Below are 15716 nucleotides of genomic sequence, written 5' to 3'. Positions count from 1 at the left end.
TATAGGTTGAATTTGAAATCCACTACTTAAAACAGGAAGGATCCTCCCCACAAAGAGCAGTCGTCGGATTTTTACCATTATTTACTCCTATTGAGAACGCCATTCCTCTACACCCCAGACAATTTAATATATGTTTACATCCACCACACTTCCCCTGTAAATGTTTGTCAATATTTCTTGCCATCTGATAAAAAGGAAGTTTCATTATATTTTTTAAAGAATAATCTTTTATATTTGCGTATTCTACTTCAATCGCAGCGCATGGGCGAACAAATCCTCTTGCAGTAATATAAAAACTATACATTAACTGGAAACAACCACTTCCAACTAAGGGAGTAAATGGTAACCAATCAAAACCGTAGTCGTTCCGGTCAATTTCCAGAAGTTGCATTTTAATTTCTTTCCATTCTTGTCTGCTTAAAAGATTTTTCTCAGCATTCGTTCCTGTTTCATTAGGAGTCATCATCTCCAAGTTTGGAAATATTTTCCGCTCTCTACAAAATTTCCACAAGCCAACAACTTCATGTGCATTCTTCTTGCTTATAACGAACGAGGCTCCTAATTTAAGCTTTTGGTCACTTTTTGTGTGAGCATAACCGGCCTTCAATAAATTATCCAGCCCTTGCATAATATTTCTGTGAGCACCCTTCACTCCTGATAAAGAATCTTGTATACTTTCCGTTAATGAATCAAATTTAATAATTACCGAAACGTTATTATCAAATAAAAACTTTGCGAGATCCTTTGTCATTGTTTGAGCGTTCGTGAAAATAACAGGGACCATACCTAGCGAATTAATAAATATCGTCAAATCCTTAAATCGAGGGTAAATGGTCGGTTCCCCTCCTCCGATATTCACAATAGATTCAGCGCCGAGTTCTTTTGCTTGATAAATAATGTCTTCCAATTCAGAATAACTAATTTCATCAGGTAAAGATTGATAATTTTTATTATAACAATACTCACAACGTAAATTACACCGAAAACTTGGCTCAATCCTTATAGACAATAGTCGCCCCTGATCTCTCGCTTCTCTTGCTCTTTCTGGTGAAAAATAGTAACCATCCAATTGTGGAGCTACTCCAAATTTACTCACATTAACTTCACTGTTTCCCTTAATATTATCAGATGTATCTATTGTGTTCATGTATTTTTTAAAAAATAAAGTTTAAAAAATGAATTATTGATTCATTCGACTAAAATAAAACAATACATCAGAAGTATAAAACTGTCAAAAATCTAAAAACTCTCTTCTTCAAAAAAAAGGCACTTCTTGCACTCATGTTCTACCCCAAATCCCCATTTTTTGCAAAAAATAGTGTGTATTATTAAATCTTCTTCGCCTTGAACCCGAGTATATCCGTATATCTGTTCTCGCCAAATAATATTGGTATAAAATCTTCTTCTGCGAGTATCTGCTCATCACTCTCTGTACTACAGATTGTCTCACCTTTCGCTACATTTACGAAATTTTTTATATTTGGATAAAATTTGTGAGGACCGACGAAATCTTTCTTGAATACATCATACACTTCAAATATTTCAGTTTCAGTTATAGGTTTGATCGTTTTATAGGGATTTTTTTCCACAAGACCGTAATACATCAATACTTCTGCGATATCATACAAAATAGCATTGAGTACTTCAGTACTCGAATCTTTACCATATTCGAAAGCTATACCAACTTTTGCTTGAGAGATTAATGCGTTGTCTCCTTTATACTTCATATAGAGAACCTTGGGTGGCTTGATTACGTCTATAATATCTTTCGTCGCCTGGTTATAGCTAGTCACTATAAGCACGGATCTATCACTCAGATCTGTAGTATTTGTCGAATGGATATCTATCACCAAGTCCGATTCTTTGATTTTCGGAGACAATTCATACGCTCGCATTTCTTCATAGGTACCATGTTCTTTCCCTGGAAAAACACGATTCAAATCATTCTCAGTAAAAGGAATGTTTTTTTCTGAAGCCCTTGGATTGCCAACTTCAAACTGAAGCACATCGCTCCCTACATTCAGTTTTTTCAATTCATCGATCACCTTTAAACCGATCCTTTCGTGACCGTGAGTACTTCCTACAATGAGTATTTTTTTCAAAAGATTTAACATATTTTATTTGATTATACCCTATTTTATCATAAAAAATAGCTTTACATAAAAAAATGGGGCTCCAAATATTATTCGGAACGCCCATCTCTCGCACAACATCTCGTGAAGTCAAAAAGATACCTGCAATTCTCTGATGAAGTGAGATATCTTCATCGCTCCAATAAACACTGACTGGTCATTCACTATCACTTTCTTGTTCTGCATCTTCGGGCAAATCTCATCCCAACGACAAGCATTCAACCGAAGATCCTCAGAGCAGACCTCTGAACTGGAATTGAGAGCACGTAATACGCGATCTCCGTTGATCTGACGTCGTTCAGAAACCATCGATGGATGTGCCTGAATGTAAATGAAGCCTTGAAAGCATCCAAGCAATCCATCATCCCACATATCTTCGACAGTCAATTCATGAGATTTACGGATAGGCACAACCAAATGTGTGTCCACTATTGTGATAGGACTTTTCGTATCCTCAGTCAGCGCTATGATACTATCGATTATTGCCTTCTTCTTCACGCATGAAGACATCGATTCCAGAGCTTCATAAGAAGCTACGCTCAAAGCCTCTTTGAGGAGAGTACTTCCACGCACAACAATAGCATCAGGATGTATATCCTGCACAGCTTCCAAAAGAACTGACTTGCCAACACCATTGACACCAAAAACACAGATAGTTATCTTTTTCATCGCTCTCTCCTTTTCAGAATAGGCATGATGTTGCATTATTGCACCACCATTTACTATTCTCAAAAGAGTCAATTGTCAAAGTGTAGCAAGGAATTCTTCAAAAAATGGTAATTCGGTAAACATCAAGCGTTCCGTAACAGTCATTTGCTTATAGGTTTGTTTTTTAAGATTGTCAGTATGTATTGGTATCAGTATAGAATCCAATGGATAGGCATCATATTTACTCGTCGTAATATCATGACTTATAAGAAGAGGTACTTCTGCAATACAAATTTTATAGTTATGTCCGTCAAAAAAAACCATACAATTTCGCCTGATAGCAGTTCTATCAATTTCATTCTCCATCAAGGCGAGTATCTTTTTTGGCCCGAGAAGCATCGCTGCCTGTTTAGAATTTGGACCAGGGAATTCATTCAACGCATGAATAAATATACCTCCATCGGTCACAATGACAGGGTGATGTAATACAGTGTAACTCTTCATTGCCTTATCTTTTGCAATCTCCACAATGTCATCACTCTTGATTTCTGTAACATCAACATTTGCCAAATGAATGATATGATTCTTACATTTATTTTTCAGTTCGAGAACCTTGGTAGCATTGCCAGTGGCAAAATATACTGATTGTGGAATTGGTTTATGAAATACGAGTATACTCACTCTATGAGTCTCGGATCCGTTATACGAAATATTTACGAGCCCAAGCTCTGTCAAAACGGCAAGGATCCACTCTTTACTCAACTGATTTTTCTGCATTCTCCCTGCATCATCATTGTTATCTATATTACTAATATAATCAAAGACGAGGAAACCATCTGTCTCAAGAGACTCTGCAAACGCTATAAGCGTCGGAAGAACATCTGTCTTATGCATATGCGACAACACGACACCTCTCGAGGTGATAAGATGATACTTTCTTTTATTAGTATTCAAAAATGAACTAACTTCATACCGAATTCGACTGTCTGTTGTGTTCTTTGTAGCTGTTTGGATCATTTCTGAACTGATGTCCATTCCAATGATGTTCTTTATGTTCGCATTCGAGGAAATAAGCCTCGTGACAGCTCCATCACCGCAACCAACATCAATAGCCGTACCAAATATAAAAGGCAAAATACGGTTTACTTCAGTATCGAAACGATCATAGCCATTCTCATGATTCACATAGGACGCAACATCCTCACGTACTGATTGCCACTCGTTTGCTCGTTTGCTCCAACGTTCAGCTACCTGTACATTATGTCGTTCACGCTCTTCTCTGACTGATTCAATGTGTTTCACTAATTCCTGAAAGGCTTTCCCTCGATGATTTTCGGTAGAATCAACAACACCAAGAGGGACACCATGAGCAAAGATGAGAGTATCCAACTGAATCGGGGCACGGACATCCAAAGAATCAAAGTGAGTTTCTCCTCGTAACTCACCCTTAAATATGAAAGAGTCAAAACCATCAAAATATCCGAGATAACAAACCACTACAACAGGTGTTTTGTCTGGCAAGAATTGTGGTATCGTTTCGGTATTATTATTTTCTAGTAGATGCTTTATTAGTGCTCCTGGGTAAGCATTCGATCCAACAAGCAAAGAAACATCATCAACAATAAAAGGCATCGATGTTTGTTTACGTATTTGATTCATTTTCTCCCGGACAACCTCTTCTCCTTTTACTGACTGTATTTCGGAAGTAGTTATCTCTTTGGGAACAATGTCAAAAAGACGTGAAGAAAATATCTTTTGCAATTCTTGATAATGATCAAGTTTCTTTTTATTCCCTGAAATACAATAAAGCTTCATATATTAAGCTGTAGCTGTTTGATTAAGATACGTACTCAGGATATCGAATGCATCGTCATAGGTGTTTTTGTACACATGCGCATCGGTGATATACCCGTCCATTATACCGGTTTTCACCTGTACTTTCAAAGATTGTGTGAGCTTCTTGGCTACTATATTTGTAAGATCTGCAAAATAAAAAAAGACTTCGAAACGTGTCCGAAAAAACCCTCTTCTGCTATGTCATAGCTAAATACCGATAGCGATATGAATCAAATATACTAGGGCACGATAACCGTCCCAGAAACTGCAGGAGTGATGGATGCTTCGGTAGATACAGGTTCTGTTTCATTAGCATTTGCAGGAGTTTCTGTTGTTTCTTCTCCTTCGACTGTTTCATTTGCTGTTTCTTCGCCTTCGGTAGCAGGGATACTTTCTTCGTCCTCAGTCAGAGTAGTAGCTCCTTCTTCATCCACTGCTTCATCTGTTTCTTCTTCTATCGGATTCTCGGCTGTATACACAACTGGATCATTACACACTTCACCCTCTTCGGCTGTCTCTGGATCACAGAGTGTGTATGAGCAGTCTACCTCCCCTTCTTCACACACGAGAGCAGTACAATTTTCATCGGCAGGATCACAAAGAGGAATATTCTTGGCATTGCGATCGATAAGTTTGTAATACGAAGTATCTTCTATCGGATCTCCGGTACATTCTTCATCAGCTTCCGGATCACAAACATAGACGAAACAAGATTCAGTATAGGGATCACAGTCTAACTCTGCCTGAATCATATAGTCATGCGCCACGACATACCGATAGTAGGTCGCTCCAACAGAGAGAACAATGAGTAGAAAAAATACGGCAAAAAATATTTTTGATTTCTTATCCATAGTGATACGTGTCGATTTATTTTACAAAATTTGCTACACCATTAGAATATCACAGAAATCACAAAAGAAAAAATCCCTCATCAAGGATAAGGGATTGTTTTCTTTCCTTCTCTTCGCTAGCGAAAGAGAGAGAGGAATTTTCCGAAGATACTGAACTGGTTTGTCGTAGCAGTGAGATACGCCTGAAGCTTGGAAGCCTCACTACGCAGTGCTGATGCACGATCTGTGAGAATCTGTTTCACATCAGGATCGGTCACCTGTGTAGAGGCAGTCGTCAATGCATCAGCACGAGCCGTCATAGCAGTCGTCTGTGCTGTGAGACCATTCAAGGCGGTAGCATCAGGACCAAAAACTGTTTTTGTAAATCCGCTCTGATTCTGAATATCACTCAAACTTTTGGCGATATCAGCTACTGATGAGCGGTGTTCTGCTGCAATAGCACGAACCTTCTTCGCAACACCATTGTCATCACCGTCTTCGATCTCAGCCACATCATTCAAATCTTCATCGAGATCATCCGCATCTTCTTCATGATCGGCATAGAGATCATCATCTTCTTCTGTGCCACCGAGAGCAAAAATTGATTGCTCGACGAGATTCTTCAATCGTTCAGCTTTTTTCTCGAAAGCTCTCGCATCAGTTCGTGTCACGAGTGATGAAGTTTGTAAGACATCAAAATCAGCTCGGAGTGACGCCAATTGTGTGTTGAACGTCGTCGAATCGCCACCAAGAGCGACGAGCGAGGCAATTTTCTTCTCTACTTTCGTAAATTTCTTCATCACTTCTGCTATCGACTCAGTCATATCTTTCTTGAACTCGAGATCTTTCTCGCTGAAAAGTGATTCTTTTTTGATTTCTTTGGACAATTTCTTGGCCATCTCGAAATTGCTTGCAGTAAATGCTGTACTTACTCCAGCCAATTTGGCCTTGGCAAGACTCAGCTCAGCAAGAGCAGTAGTCACATCGACTCCTTCTGCTTGTTTTTCGAGAATATGTTTCTCAGCTTCTGCTATATTTTCCTGCAATTTTGAAAGGGTTTTCGCGCTGTCTTTGTACATGCCCTCGAAATCCCCTCCTCGTGCCTGACCATAAGAATCATCATCTTCTTCATCCATATCGTCATCTACATCTCCATCATTGTCGTCGTTCTCGTCGTTTTCATCTCCTTCGTTTTCATCATTATTATCTTCTTCATCATCAGAATCTTGTTCTGTGGTTTGCTTATTGGACTCTTTTGCACGTTCAGAACGCTTCTTCAAATCTTCTCGAGATTTTTCTTTCTCTTTCTTAGCTTTTTCAGAAGCAGACTTCACCTCATCCTTGTCATCATCTTCCTCGTCTTTGTTCTCATCTGAATCATTACCATCTTCCCCCTCATTATCACTCGCAAGACTGACTGGAGTCAGAGGAGATTGGTTCTTCCCTACCAACGATGCCACGGCAAAAAACGAACTAAAAGACATTACTGCTATGAGTAATGCTGCTCCTGTGCCTATCTTCTTTGTGTTTTTCTCCTTCATACACTTTTTATTATTATTTACTATGAGGATTATATTCCTCTCTGTTTCTTATGACGCACAACTGTTTGTTTTCTTACATTTTCGTCAGAGAGTCTAACGAGAAGAGATATCGACATCTCTCTGTGGTAATTGTATCATATTTTTTGCAAAAAAAAACGAGCTGTCAAGGAAGCTCGAAAAAACATCATTTTTCGAAACAATGCTCAGTTTTCAACAATCGAAGAGAAGATATGAGCCGTCGATGCGATGGAAGTGCTCCACTGGAAATCACGTGCTCGCAGTTCGCTTTGTTTACGGAGTGTGTCTAGGAGTTCTGGATCGAGCAAGACCTGTTTCATCGCCTGGAAGAGCTCGTCTGGTCGATACGGATCGACGAGTATCCCTGCCGAACCGACTATTTCTGGGAGAGAAGACGAATGGGAAGCGATGACAGACACACCGCACGCCATCGCTTCGAGAGGTGGAAATCCGAATCCTTCATAAAATGATGGGTAAACAAAAAGACTCGAAAGATTATAAAGCGCGGATTTGTCCTCATCGGCGATAAATCCCGTCAGGAGAATGTTTTTTCTGTATGGAGAGTTTTTGATCGCTTGAAACGTCTCTCGATATTTCCACCCACGTGTACCAGCAATCACGAGCATATATTTCTTGAGTACAGGATGGTCGAGTGCCATCAATGCATCAAAGGCTGATATGAGAGCAAGTAGGTTCTTGCGTGGTTCGAATGTCGAAAGAGAAAGGATGAATTTGTATGGCAGATGATATTTCTCCTGTACTCGAACAAGGTTCGTATCATTACGACTCATCACGGAGAATTGTTCTCCTATGCCACTGTGGATCACGGTTATTTTCTTTTCTGAAACACCGTAGTAATCTATGAGGTCATTCTTGGTCGATTCTGATACGGCAATCACAGCGTCAGCGTTCCGAACTAGACTTCTGAAATTGATGAAAAAATGCCAGATACGACGTTTCAGAGAGAAAGTGTCTGGGAAGAGTTCGAATGACAGGTCGTGTGCTGTCACCACCAGTTTCGTCTTACGAGAAACAGCGGAGAAGTTCAAATTCGGAAGAAAAAATACATCCGTACCGCCAATAAGTGTATCGAGTTTCGGAAAACGGAAGTACCAGAGTGAGAAATTGAGCAATTTATTTGGAAAATGGAACACTCGCAGTGTCACATTGGGATACCGAGTCGCCCACGAGAAATCAGGAAGTTGCTTCTTCCATGCATTGAAAAAAAGAATGTAGTCATTCTCTGGAAATTGTTCGAAAAGTCCAGAAAGAAGAGCAATAGTATATTCTTCCACTCCCGTACGTTTTCCTTCTGCCAGACACCGTATATCGATTCCTATCCGCATCACTTTGAGAAATAGTGTTTTATAAGCGCCACCCAAAATCCGATAAATATTCCAAAAGCCAGTCCGACCGAAAGAGCAAAAGAAAGAGTAATCCGTACATCACGAATGATAGGGTCGCTGCCCACAATCGTAAACCAATGGGTTTGTTCACGACTTTCTTTGTTCAATTGTTCTGCGTAGTTGTTCAGATGCGTGACTGTCGCTTCAGACATTTTTTGGAGTGTCTCATAGTCTGGATGTGCATACGTCACTTCGATCATCTGAGAAGACAAGCGCTTCGCTTCAAAAACGTTCTCGAGTGTCTGAGTGCTCATATCTCTCGTCTCTCTGTCAACTGCTCTATAGATATCTTCTGCGACACGAGAAGAACCGAGCCACCTCACTACTGTATCGGCAAAACGTTCGTCTGCCTGCAATCGATAAAAACTATCGAATGTGTAGTCTCGAGTATCTTGAACACTGGCACGACCAATATTGAGGAGCAGTGTGGCTTCCAATGTCTCTGGCTGATTTTGTTGCCATGCTCCCGCTATGAAAAGAAACAAAAGAATAGTTATCCAAAACCATTTGATTTGTCTCTTGAAAATGTCGAGATATTCTCTCAGTTCCATACGAATTTAATTAACCAATTTTCAATTTCTAATTTTCAAACAATTTCTAATGTCACAATTTCGAAATTAGTTCATTGTATCATTTTTAGCTTTGAAGGTGATTCTTCAAAGCTTTTTCTATATAGTCCTTTATTGTAGTCTTAAATCGCTCTTTGTCAAAAGGGAGGGCTCTACTCCTGATATACGCCGGGTCGTAGTCGTCGTCACGGAAACGATGTACGGCATCAATGATTGCTTCTGGCGTCTGTGTATCAAAGAAAACTCCCATCTTTCCCTCTTCCAGATGTTCTACGATATCTCCAGCACGATAGGCAATGATCGGACGACCGGACGCCATCGCTTCTATCGCCACAATACCAAAATCTTCTTCCTGAGGAAAAATAAATCCCCGACACTTGGCATAGTATGTTGGCAATTCTTCTTCGGGAACACGACCAAGGAATTCGATCGTCGGACCAGCTATTTTCTTCAGACGTTCGAGTTCTGGTCCTCGTCCGATAATTTTGAGTGGGAGTTTCAACCGATTGAAGGCCTCGATAGCGATGTCGTGACGCTTGTAAGCAATGAGACGACCGACAATAAGAAAATAATCCTGTCTTTCTTCTGAAAGAAAGAAATGGTTGACATTGACTGGCGGATGAACAACGAGAGCTTCTTTGTTATAATATTTCTTGATACGTTTAGTAACAAATTGTGAATTCGTCAGAAAATGATCCACACGGTCAGCTGAAGATTTGTCCCAGAGACGAATCGGGTTCATAAAAAATGGAACAATTTTTTTCACCAGCGCTGGAAATCCGAAATCTTGAGTATACTTCTGACAATCATCCCACGCGTAGCGCATCGGGGTGTGCATATAGCAGATATGGAGGGTCTCAGGACGAGTGATGATACCCTTGGCATAGCTCGATGAATCCGACAATACGACATCATACTTACTCAAGTCAAACTGCTCAATAGCCAGTGGCATAAGCGGTGGAAAAAAACGATGTCGTTTGCGTGAAAAGGGAAAGTGCTGGAGAAATGACGTGTAGATACGTTTGTTTTCGAAAACCCCATGCATCGCTTCTTTGTCATAGATGAGTGTATAGATCGGGGCATACGGAAACAGCTCAGTGAAAGCCTCGAGTACTCGCTCTGCTCCCCCGTATTGCACCAAATAATCATGTACCAGAGCTATTTTCATACTACAAACATCCTATCAATCTTACAATCCGTGCAGACTTTTGTTTTTCACGTGTTCTTCGAATGTGACCGAGAAAATAGTTTCTCCTGTCTTTGTATCATTCAAAAAATAAAAATAAGGATTTTTCTTGGGAAAAAGGGTTGCTTGTAGAGAGGATGTTCCAGGATTACCGATTGGTCCCGGTGGGAGACCAGGATTCACATACGTATTGTAGGGTGACTCTGTGCGGGTCTCTTCGAAAGAATGTTTTACCTTGTCCAATCCGAGTATGTATTGAAGTGTCGCATCGCTCTGCAGCGCTTGACCGATACTCAATCGACGAAGGAAGAGGTCAGCAACCATTGCTCGATCTGCATTCGATTTCACTTCATTTTCGACAATACTGGCAAGCGTCACTATTTCATAAATATTTTTATTCTCATCTCTTGCTGTGGTACGGAAAGAAGTATTCCATTTTTTCTCGAAATTCGTCAGCATTTTTTCGATGATAGTCTGAGCCGACGCTTCTCGATCAAAGAGGTATGTATCAGGGAAAAGAAAACCTTCGAGAGAAGCATCTTCTGGGATTTCTTTCAAAAAATCAAATCTCTCTCGCCATTCAGCTTTTGGCGTCTGTGCCAACGCCAAAAAATCCGCACCAGGGAGACTATTTGCAGTGAGTCGTTCTGCCATCTTCTTGCTTTCCCATCCTTCTGGAAAGGTCACCTTGATATCTCGAGGAATGACTCGGCCCTCAGTAATCAAGAAGGCAATTTCTGTTGGTGAGAGATCCCCGCTCAAACTATAGGTTCCTGCTACGAGATCATGTGTCTTGCCGATACGAGCCAGATGCCACATCAAAATATAACGTGATGTGATAATCTGAGCATCCTCGAGATGTTCCGATAGAGTAAGTACATTATCCCCCTCGTTCACGACAAAACGCTGCATGTCTCGTCTGGATCCATGAGAATCATCCTCCGCATACGAAAGAAAAAAGAAAGCTCCGAGAGTGAGAAGGGAGAGAGTAAGAGCAATAAAAAGAAATACACGCATAGAAGAATACTGTCTTACAAAAGAAAAAGATTATAATCCAATGACCTGGATACTGATGTCGCGTTTCCGAGAGCCATCAAATTCGACAGCGAAAATATTCTGACGTTCCGTAAGAGAAAGTTTGCCTTTCTCGAGAGGAACGGTCTCACTATTCCCCAAGAGAATAGATTTGCAGTGTGAGTGTCCATTGCTCCGACCATCCGAGCCAGACTCGCGACGCAGTTCAAAAAGGTCATGAGAATAATGATCATCCACAGGAACCGTTTTGTAGAGAATCCGCATAAAGTCCTGGATAAGCATCGGCTCATTATGGTTGATACAGACACCCATAGTCGTATGAGGCACATACACGAGCACCTGTCCTTCACGGATACCAGAATGATCGATGATTTCTTGGACTCGATCAGTGATGTCTATAAACTCTATCTGAGTTTTGCTTTCCAACAAAATTTTTTCATTGTGGATTTTCATACTTTTTTGTTTTTATAAACGAGAAGACGCAAAGAATCTATTTTGCGAGACTTTCGAGCTCACCTTTCAATTTGTCCTTGGCCTGAACACCGACGAATTCCTTCACTACTTGACCTGCCTTGAACACCTTGATGGTAGGAATAGACATAATACCGTATGCGCCAGCTGTCTTGGGGTTTTCATCAACGTTTACTTTACCAATTTTGGCTGTAGTCATCTCTCCTGCGAGTTCATCAATTACTGGCCCCATCAACTGACAAGGTCCACACCATGGTGCCCAAAAATCGACGAGTGTTATTTTATCACTTTTCAATACTTCTGCTTCGAAATTTGCGTCTGTAAATTGCATTGCCATAAGAATTTATATAAAAATATATTACACATTTATTATACCGTTTTCGTCCCAATTTTGCAAAAATCATTCCATTCTTTAGATGGAAGATTTCTTATCACAAGCAATCTCTCTGGGTAGCCATTCATTTGCCCCAGCGGGCAAACTCTTTGCGTGAACTTTTTTATTATTTCTTCAGCACAGCGAGAAAAGCACTTCCTGGAATAGAAACTTTCCCGATATCACGCATCTTCTTCTTCCCTTTTTTCTGCTTCTCAAGGAGCTTTTTCTTCCGTGAAAAATCTCCCCCATAGAGACCACCTGTCACATCCTTACGGAACGCAGCGATCGTCTCACGAGCGATGACTTTTCCTCCGATAGCAGCCTGGATAGCCACAGCAAAATTCTGTTTCGGAATTACTTCTTTCAATTTCTCTACCACACGTTTTCCTTCTCCGTATGCATCCCGACGAGGGATCATACGAGCAAAAGCGTCCACGTGTTCATTCGCAACGAGAATCTCAAGCTTGACAACGTCGCTTGCTCGATATTCTATTGGTTCATAATTCATCGAAGCATATCCCGAGGAAGCGCTTTTCAGATCATCATGAAAGTTGACAATAACATCCATCAGGGGTGCTTCAAAAGAGAGGAGCACCCGTTCCTCATCGATGTATTCTGTATTTTTGTATTCCGCACGAATAGACGAAGTCAGTGTAATCACATTTCCCAAATATTCACTCGGCGTCACGATAGAAAGAGCGACATATGGTTCGTAAATTTTCTCGATACTTGATGGATCAGGAAGATTTGTCGGTGAATACAACGGAATGCGTTTCTCCTCACCATGCAAAGCAATTTCATAGACAACTGACGGTGTTGTAATCGTCGGGCTGAGATCGAATTCTCTCTCAAGTCTGGCCTGAATAATTTCGAGATGGAGCAGTCCGAGAAATCCACAACGAAACCCTCTTCCGAGAGCCTGATTGCTTTCTGGTTCGAAAGTGAACGCAGCATCATTGAGCTTGAGTTTATCCAAGGCGTCACGCATCAATGTATAATCATCACCATCAAGCGGATAGAAACTCGCATACACGGCTGGTTTGATTTCTTTGTACCCTGGGAGACGTTCCACGAACACTTTTTCTCGGTCTCTGAGTCGCCACGTCACTGTATCTCCGACGCGACAGTGTCCCACTTCTTTGAGTCCTGTAGCGATATAACCGATCTCTCCAGCACGAAGAATATCAGTTGGTACGAGGTTTGGATGAAAAAGTCCTACTTCAACAGTTACTCCTTCTTTCTCTGTTCCGAGCATATGGAGCATATCATCACGCTTCACACTTCCATCAACAACTTTCACATACGCGACGACTCCTTTGTACGTGTTGTAAACAGAATCAAAAATAAGTGCCCGAAGAGGTTTTTCCGCATCTCCATTTGGTGGAGGGACAAGAGTAATAACTCGCTCGAGTACTGCTTGTACACCCATCCCTGTCTTCCCAGAAGCGAGGAGAATGTCTTCTTCTTTGCATCCGAGAATATGAACAATTTCTTTTTTGGTTTTTTCTACCTGTGCATTCGGCAAATCAATTTTATTGATCACAGGAACGATTTCAAGACCCTGTTCAATAGCGAGATAGAGATTGGCAAGTGTCTGAGCCTGCACTCCTTTGGTAGCATCCACGAGAAGGATAGCGCCCTCGACTGCAGCAAGCGAGCGCGATACTTCGTAATGAAAGTCTACGTGTCCTGGTGTGTCGATCAGATTCAACATATACTCCACTCCCTCATAGATATAGTGCATCTGGACTGGCTGAAGCTTGATAGTGATGCCACGTTCTCGTTCGAGATCCATCTGATCGAGCAATTGTTCTTTCATTTTCCGTTTTTCCACCGTATGTGTCAGATCGATCAAACGGTCAGCTAGAGTAGATTTTCCATGGTCAATATGAGCAATAATGCAAAAGTTTCGAATATTTTTTTGTGGGGTAATTTCATTCATTTCCTCAGAATAAAGCAAAAACGCCCTAAAAGCAAGGCGCATGCTCTCTTTGTTTCTACAAAAGATACTTTACCAATCACCTCGTTCTGGGTGATCTTCTGCTACCGTCGCTGTTTCCGGTTGACGCAAGATCTTGCACAAAATAAATCGTTTCACCATACCAAGCTCCTCTACTCCGAGCCAGTGACAGAAAACGAGGAAAGATACGCCTCCGATAGCAATTCCTGAACACAGCTGGAAAAACACTTTTGCAAATGTATCAAGTTCATCTATCGTTAGAGCGAAAACAGATTTCGAAATCTGAGCAATAATGCCAGCCCCAAGTGTTGCAAAAATAATTTTTATAATAGGAAGAAAGAATTCTCGATCATTCCAGAAAGTGAGTTTGGAGCGCAAGAAGAGATACAAAAGAATCACATTGAGCACGTTACTCAAAGAAAAAGCGAGAGCAAGAGCAAGAACAGAATATGCTGGAAGAAAAAATGGTATGAGAGCTATCTGTACTCCTGCGCTCACGAGGGCAATATAGAACGGTGTTTTGGTATCCTGGAGAGCAAAGAAGGCTCGTGCAAAAAGAGGGATCAGACTCTGTGCGAAGAGACTCAGGGCAAGTATTTCCAATGTTTCGAATGTAAGTATCGTATCCTCCCAATCGAATTGTCCTGCACCAAGAATCACGCGTACGAATTGAGCCCGGAACAAAACCATAAACATGGAGATAGGTACTACGAAAAAAAGAATACGTGTTGATGTCTGTGACAATATCACGAAAAAATCTTTTTCTTTTTTCTTGGCAGAGAAAAAGGCAAGTGATGGGAAAACAGCGACAGAAAATGCTATACCAAAAAGTCCGAGAGGGACACTCTGGATATTATTTGCAAGCGTGAATACGGCGAGACTTCCCGAAGCAAGGGTCGAAGCAAATATCGTCATTGTAAAAAGGCTCATCTGACTCACTGCCAAACCAAGTGACCGAGGAATCATCAGCCGAACAACTTTTCGTACGGTCGGATCTCGCCAAAAAATAAAAGGTTGCAGAACAAAACGAAATCCTGATTTTTTCAATGACGGATACTGTATTGTCATATGAAGCATCGAACCCATCACGACTCCCCATGCCAATCCAACAGGACCAAAAAAAGGAACAAAAAGAACTGCTCCGATAATAATACCAACATTATAAAAAATCGGAGCAAGAGAATATGCTACAAATTGTTTGAAAGAAACAAGCACGCTCCCAAACACAGCGCTCACTGAAAGGAAAATAGGTGAAAGGAGCATGACTCGAGTCAAAAGGATCACAATATCCGTCTTCTCACGAGAAAATCCTGGGGTGATGAGTGGTATCAGCATTGGAGCGAATATAATACCTAACAACGAAAGACTGCCAAGTACGAGAAAAAGCAATTGCAAAACACCTGAGGTCAATCTCCAGGCTTCTTCTTGTTTCTTTTCTGCAACTAACTCAGTAAACACAGGGATGAATGCCGCACTCAGAGCACCGAGAACAAGGAGGCTATAAAGCAAATCGGGAATACGAAAAGCGGCATAATATGCATCCAATACATCTCCAGCACCAAATTGCGATGCCAAAATACGATCACGGAAAAATCCGAGAATACGGCTAACGATACCAGCCAGCGCAATAAGCAGTGCAGCGCTTCCTACCGTCTTACTTGGAGTGAGGGTCCAAGAAGAGAAATTGTTGTACCATTTCCTAACCATG

Annotated in this window: 14 protein-coding genes; all 14 read right to left on the bottom strand. The window is 41.0% G+C overall.

What is annotated here, in order from left to right:
• Positions 1–22: 22 nt before the first annotated feature.
• On the bottom strand, positions 23–1147 hold the full coding sequence (locus tag PHH40_00635) for a radical SAM protein (protein MDD2766254.1): 1125 nt from the start codon (positions 1145–1147) through the stop codon (positions 23–25).
• 181 nt (positions 1148–1328) lie between these two features.
• Positions 1329–2114 carry a succinylglutamate desuccinylase/aspartoacylase family protein gene (locus PHH40_00630; protein MDD2766253.1) on the bottom strand — a complete coding sequence of 262 codons (786 nt, stop codon included), beginning with the start codon at positions 2112–2114 and terminating at the stop codon, positions 1329–1331.
• Between the two features lie 108 nt (positions 2115–2222).
• Complete coding sequence (locus PHH40_00625) at positions 2223–2864, bottom strand: hypothetical protein (GenBank protein ID MDD2766252.1); 642 nt, start codon at positions 2862–2864, stop codon at positions 2223–2225.
• A 12-nt stretch (positions 2865–2876) separates the two neighbouring features.
• Positions 2877–4595 (bottom strand): non-canonical purine NTP pyrophosphatase, encoded by a 1719-nt coding sequence (locus PHH40_00620; GenBank protein MDD2766251.1) that lies wholly within the window; start codon positions 4593–4595, stop codon positions 2877–2879.
• 260 nt (positions 4596–4855) lie between these two features.
• Entirely contained in the window at positions 4856–5467 is a 612-nt protein-coding gene (locus tag PHH40_00615) for a hypothetical protein (GenBank protein ID MDD2766250.1), read from the bottom strand.
• A gap of 116 nt (positions 5468–5583) precedes the next feature.
• Complete coding sequence (locus tag PHH40_00610; GenBank protein MDD2766249.1) at positions 5584–6987, bottom strand: hypothetical protein; 1404 nt, start codon at positions 6985–6987, stop codon at positions 5584–5586.
• A 203-nt stretch (positions 6988–7190) separates the two neighbouring features.
• Entirely contained in the window at positions 7191–8351 is a 1161-nt protein-coding gene (locus tag PHH40_00605; GenBank protein MDD2766248.1) for a glycosyltransferase family 1 protein, read from the bottom strand.
• Positions 8351–8962, bottom strand: coding sequence for a hypothetical protein (locus PHH40_00600; protein MDD2766247.1), 612 nt, complete (start codon positions 8960–8962; stop codon positions 8351–8353). Before PHH40_00600 ends, PHH40_00605 begins: the two co-directional genes overlap by 1 nt.
• Positions 8963–9047: 85 nt before the next feature.
• On the bottom strand, positions 9048–10148 hold the full coding sequence (locus PHH40_00595; protein ID MDD2766246.1) for a glycosyltransferase: 1101 nt from the start codon (positions 10146–10148) through the stop codon (positions 9048–9050).
• A gap of 21 nt (positions 10149–10169) precedes the next feature.
• A complete protein-coding gene (gene mltG, locus PHH40_00590; GenBank protein MDD2766245.1) occupies positions 10170–11183 on the bottom strand; it encodes an endolytic transglycosylase MltG in 1014 nt (337 codons plus the stop codon).
• 30 nt (positions 11184–11213) lie between these two features.
• A complete protein-coding gene (locus PHH40_00585; GenBank protein ID MDD2766244.1) occupies positions 11214–11654 on the bottom strand; it encodes a secondary thiamine-phosphate synthase enzyme YjbQ in 441 nt (146 codons plus the stop codon).
• Positions 11655–11691: 37 nt separating this feature from the next.
• Positions 11692–12009 carry a thioredoxin gene (gene trxA / locus PHH40_00580; protein ID MDD2766243.1) on the bottom strand — a complete coding sequence of 106 codons (318 nt, stop codon included), beginning with the start codon at positions 12007–12009 and terminating at the stop codon, positions 11692–11694.
• A 163-nt stretch (positions 12010–12172) separates the two neighbouring features.
• The gene (gene lepA, locus PHH40_00575) at positions 12173–13990 is read right to left on the bottom strand and encodes a translation elongation factor 4 (protein ID MDD2766242.1); all 1818 of its coding nucleotides are present in this window, start codon (positions 13988–13990) and stop codon (positions 12173–12175) included.
• A 69-nt stretch (positions 13991–14059) separates the two neighbouring features.
• Complete coding sequence (murJ, locus tag PHH40_00570) at positions 14060–15715, bottom strand: murein biosynthesis integral membrane protein MurJ (protein ID MDD2766241.1); 1656 nt, start codon at positions 15713–15715, stop codon at positions 14060–14062.
• Position 15716: the final 1 nt, after the last annotated feature.

The sequence above is a fragment of the Candidatus Moraniibacteriota bacterium genome, from assembly GCA_028688415.1.
In the GTDB taxonomy this organism is placed as follows: domain Bacteria; phylum Patescibacteriota; class Minisyncoccia; order Moranbacterales; family UBA1568; genus UBA1568.
This window is presented reverse-complemented; position numbering and strand designations above follow the sequence as displayed.

Excerpts from the sequence above, each read along its gene's own strand:
- PHH40_00620 (MDD2766251.1), bottom strand. The coding sequence starts at position 4,595 with ATGAAGCTTTATTGTATTTCAGGGAATAAAAAGAAACTTGATCATTAT.
- PHH40_00610 (MDD2766249.1), bottom strand. The coding sequence starts at position 6,987 with ATGAAGGAGAAAAACACAAAGAAGATAGGCACAGGAGCAGCATTACTC.
- PHH40_00635 (MDD2766254.1), bottom strand. The coding sequence starts at position 1,147 with ATGAACACAATAGATACATCTGATAATATTAAGGGAAACAGTGAAGTT.
- PHH40_00615 (MDD2766250.1), bottom strand. The coding sequence starts at position 5,467 with ATGGATAAGAAATCAAAAATATTTTTTGCCGTATTTTTTCTACTCATT.
- PHH40_00630 (MDD2766253.1), bottom strand. The coding sequence starts at position 2,114 with ATGTTAAATCTTTTGAAAAAAATACTCATTGTAGGAAGTACTCACGGT.
- PHH40_00605 (MDD2766248.1), bottom strand. The coding sequence starts at position 8,351 with ATGCGGATAGGAATCGATATACGGTGTCTGGCAGAAGGAAAACGTACG.
- PHH40_00595 (MDD2766246.1), bottom strand. The coding sequence starts at position 10,148 with ATGAAAATAGCTCTGGTACATGATTATTTGGTGCAATACGGGGGAGCA.
- murJ (MDD2766241.1), bottom strand. The coding sequence starts at position 15,715 with ATGGTTAGGAAATGGTACAACAATTTCTCTTCTTGGACCCTCACTCCA.
- lepA (MDD2766242.1), bottom strand. The coding sequence starts at position 13,990 with ATGAATGAAATTACCCCACAAAAAAATATTCGAAACTTTTGCATTATT.
- PHH40_00585 (MDD2766244.1), bottom strand. The coding sequence starts at position 11,654 with ATGAAAATCCACAATGAAAAAATTTTGTTGGAAAGCAAAACTCAGATA.
- PHH40_00600 (MDD2766247.1), bottom strand. The coding sequence starts at position 8,962 with ATGGAACTGAGAGAATATCTCGACATTTTCAAGAGACAAATCAAATGG.
- trxA (MDD2766243.1), bottom strand. The coding sequence starts at position 12,009 with ATGGCAATGCAATTTACAGACGCAAATTTCGAAGCAGAAGTATTGAAA.
- mltG (MDD2766245.1), bottom strand. The coding sequence starts at position 11,183 with ATGCGTGTATTTCTTTTTATTGCTCTTACTCTCTCCCTTCTCACTCTC.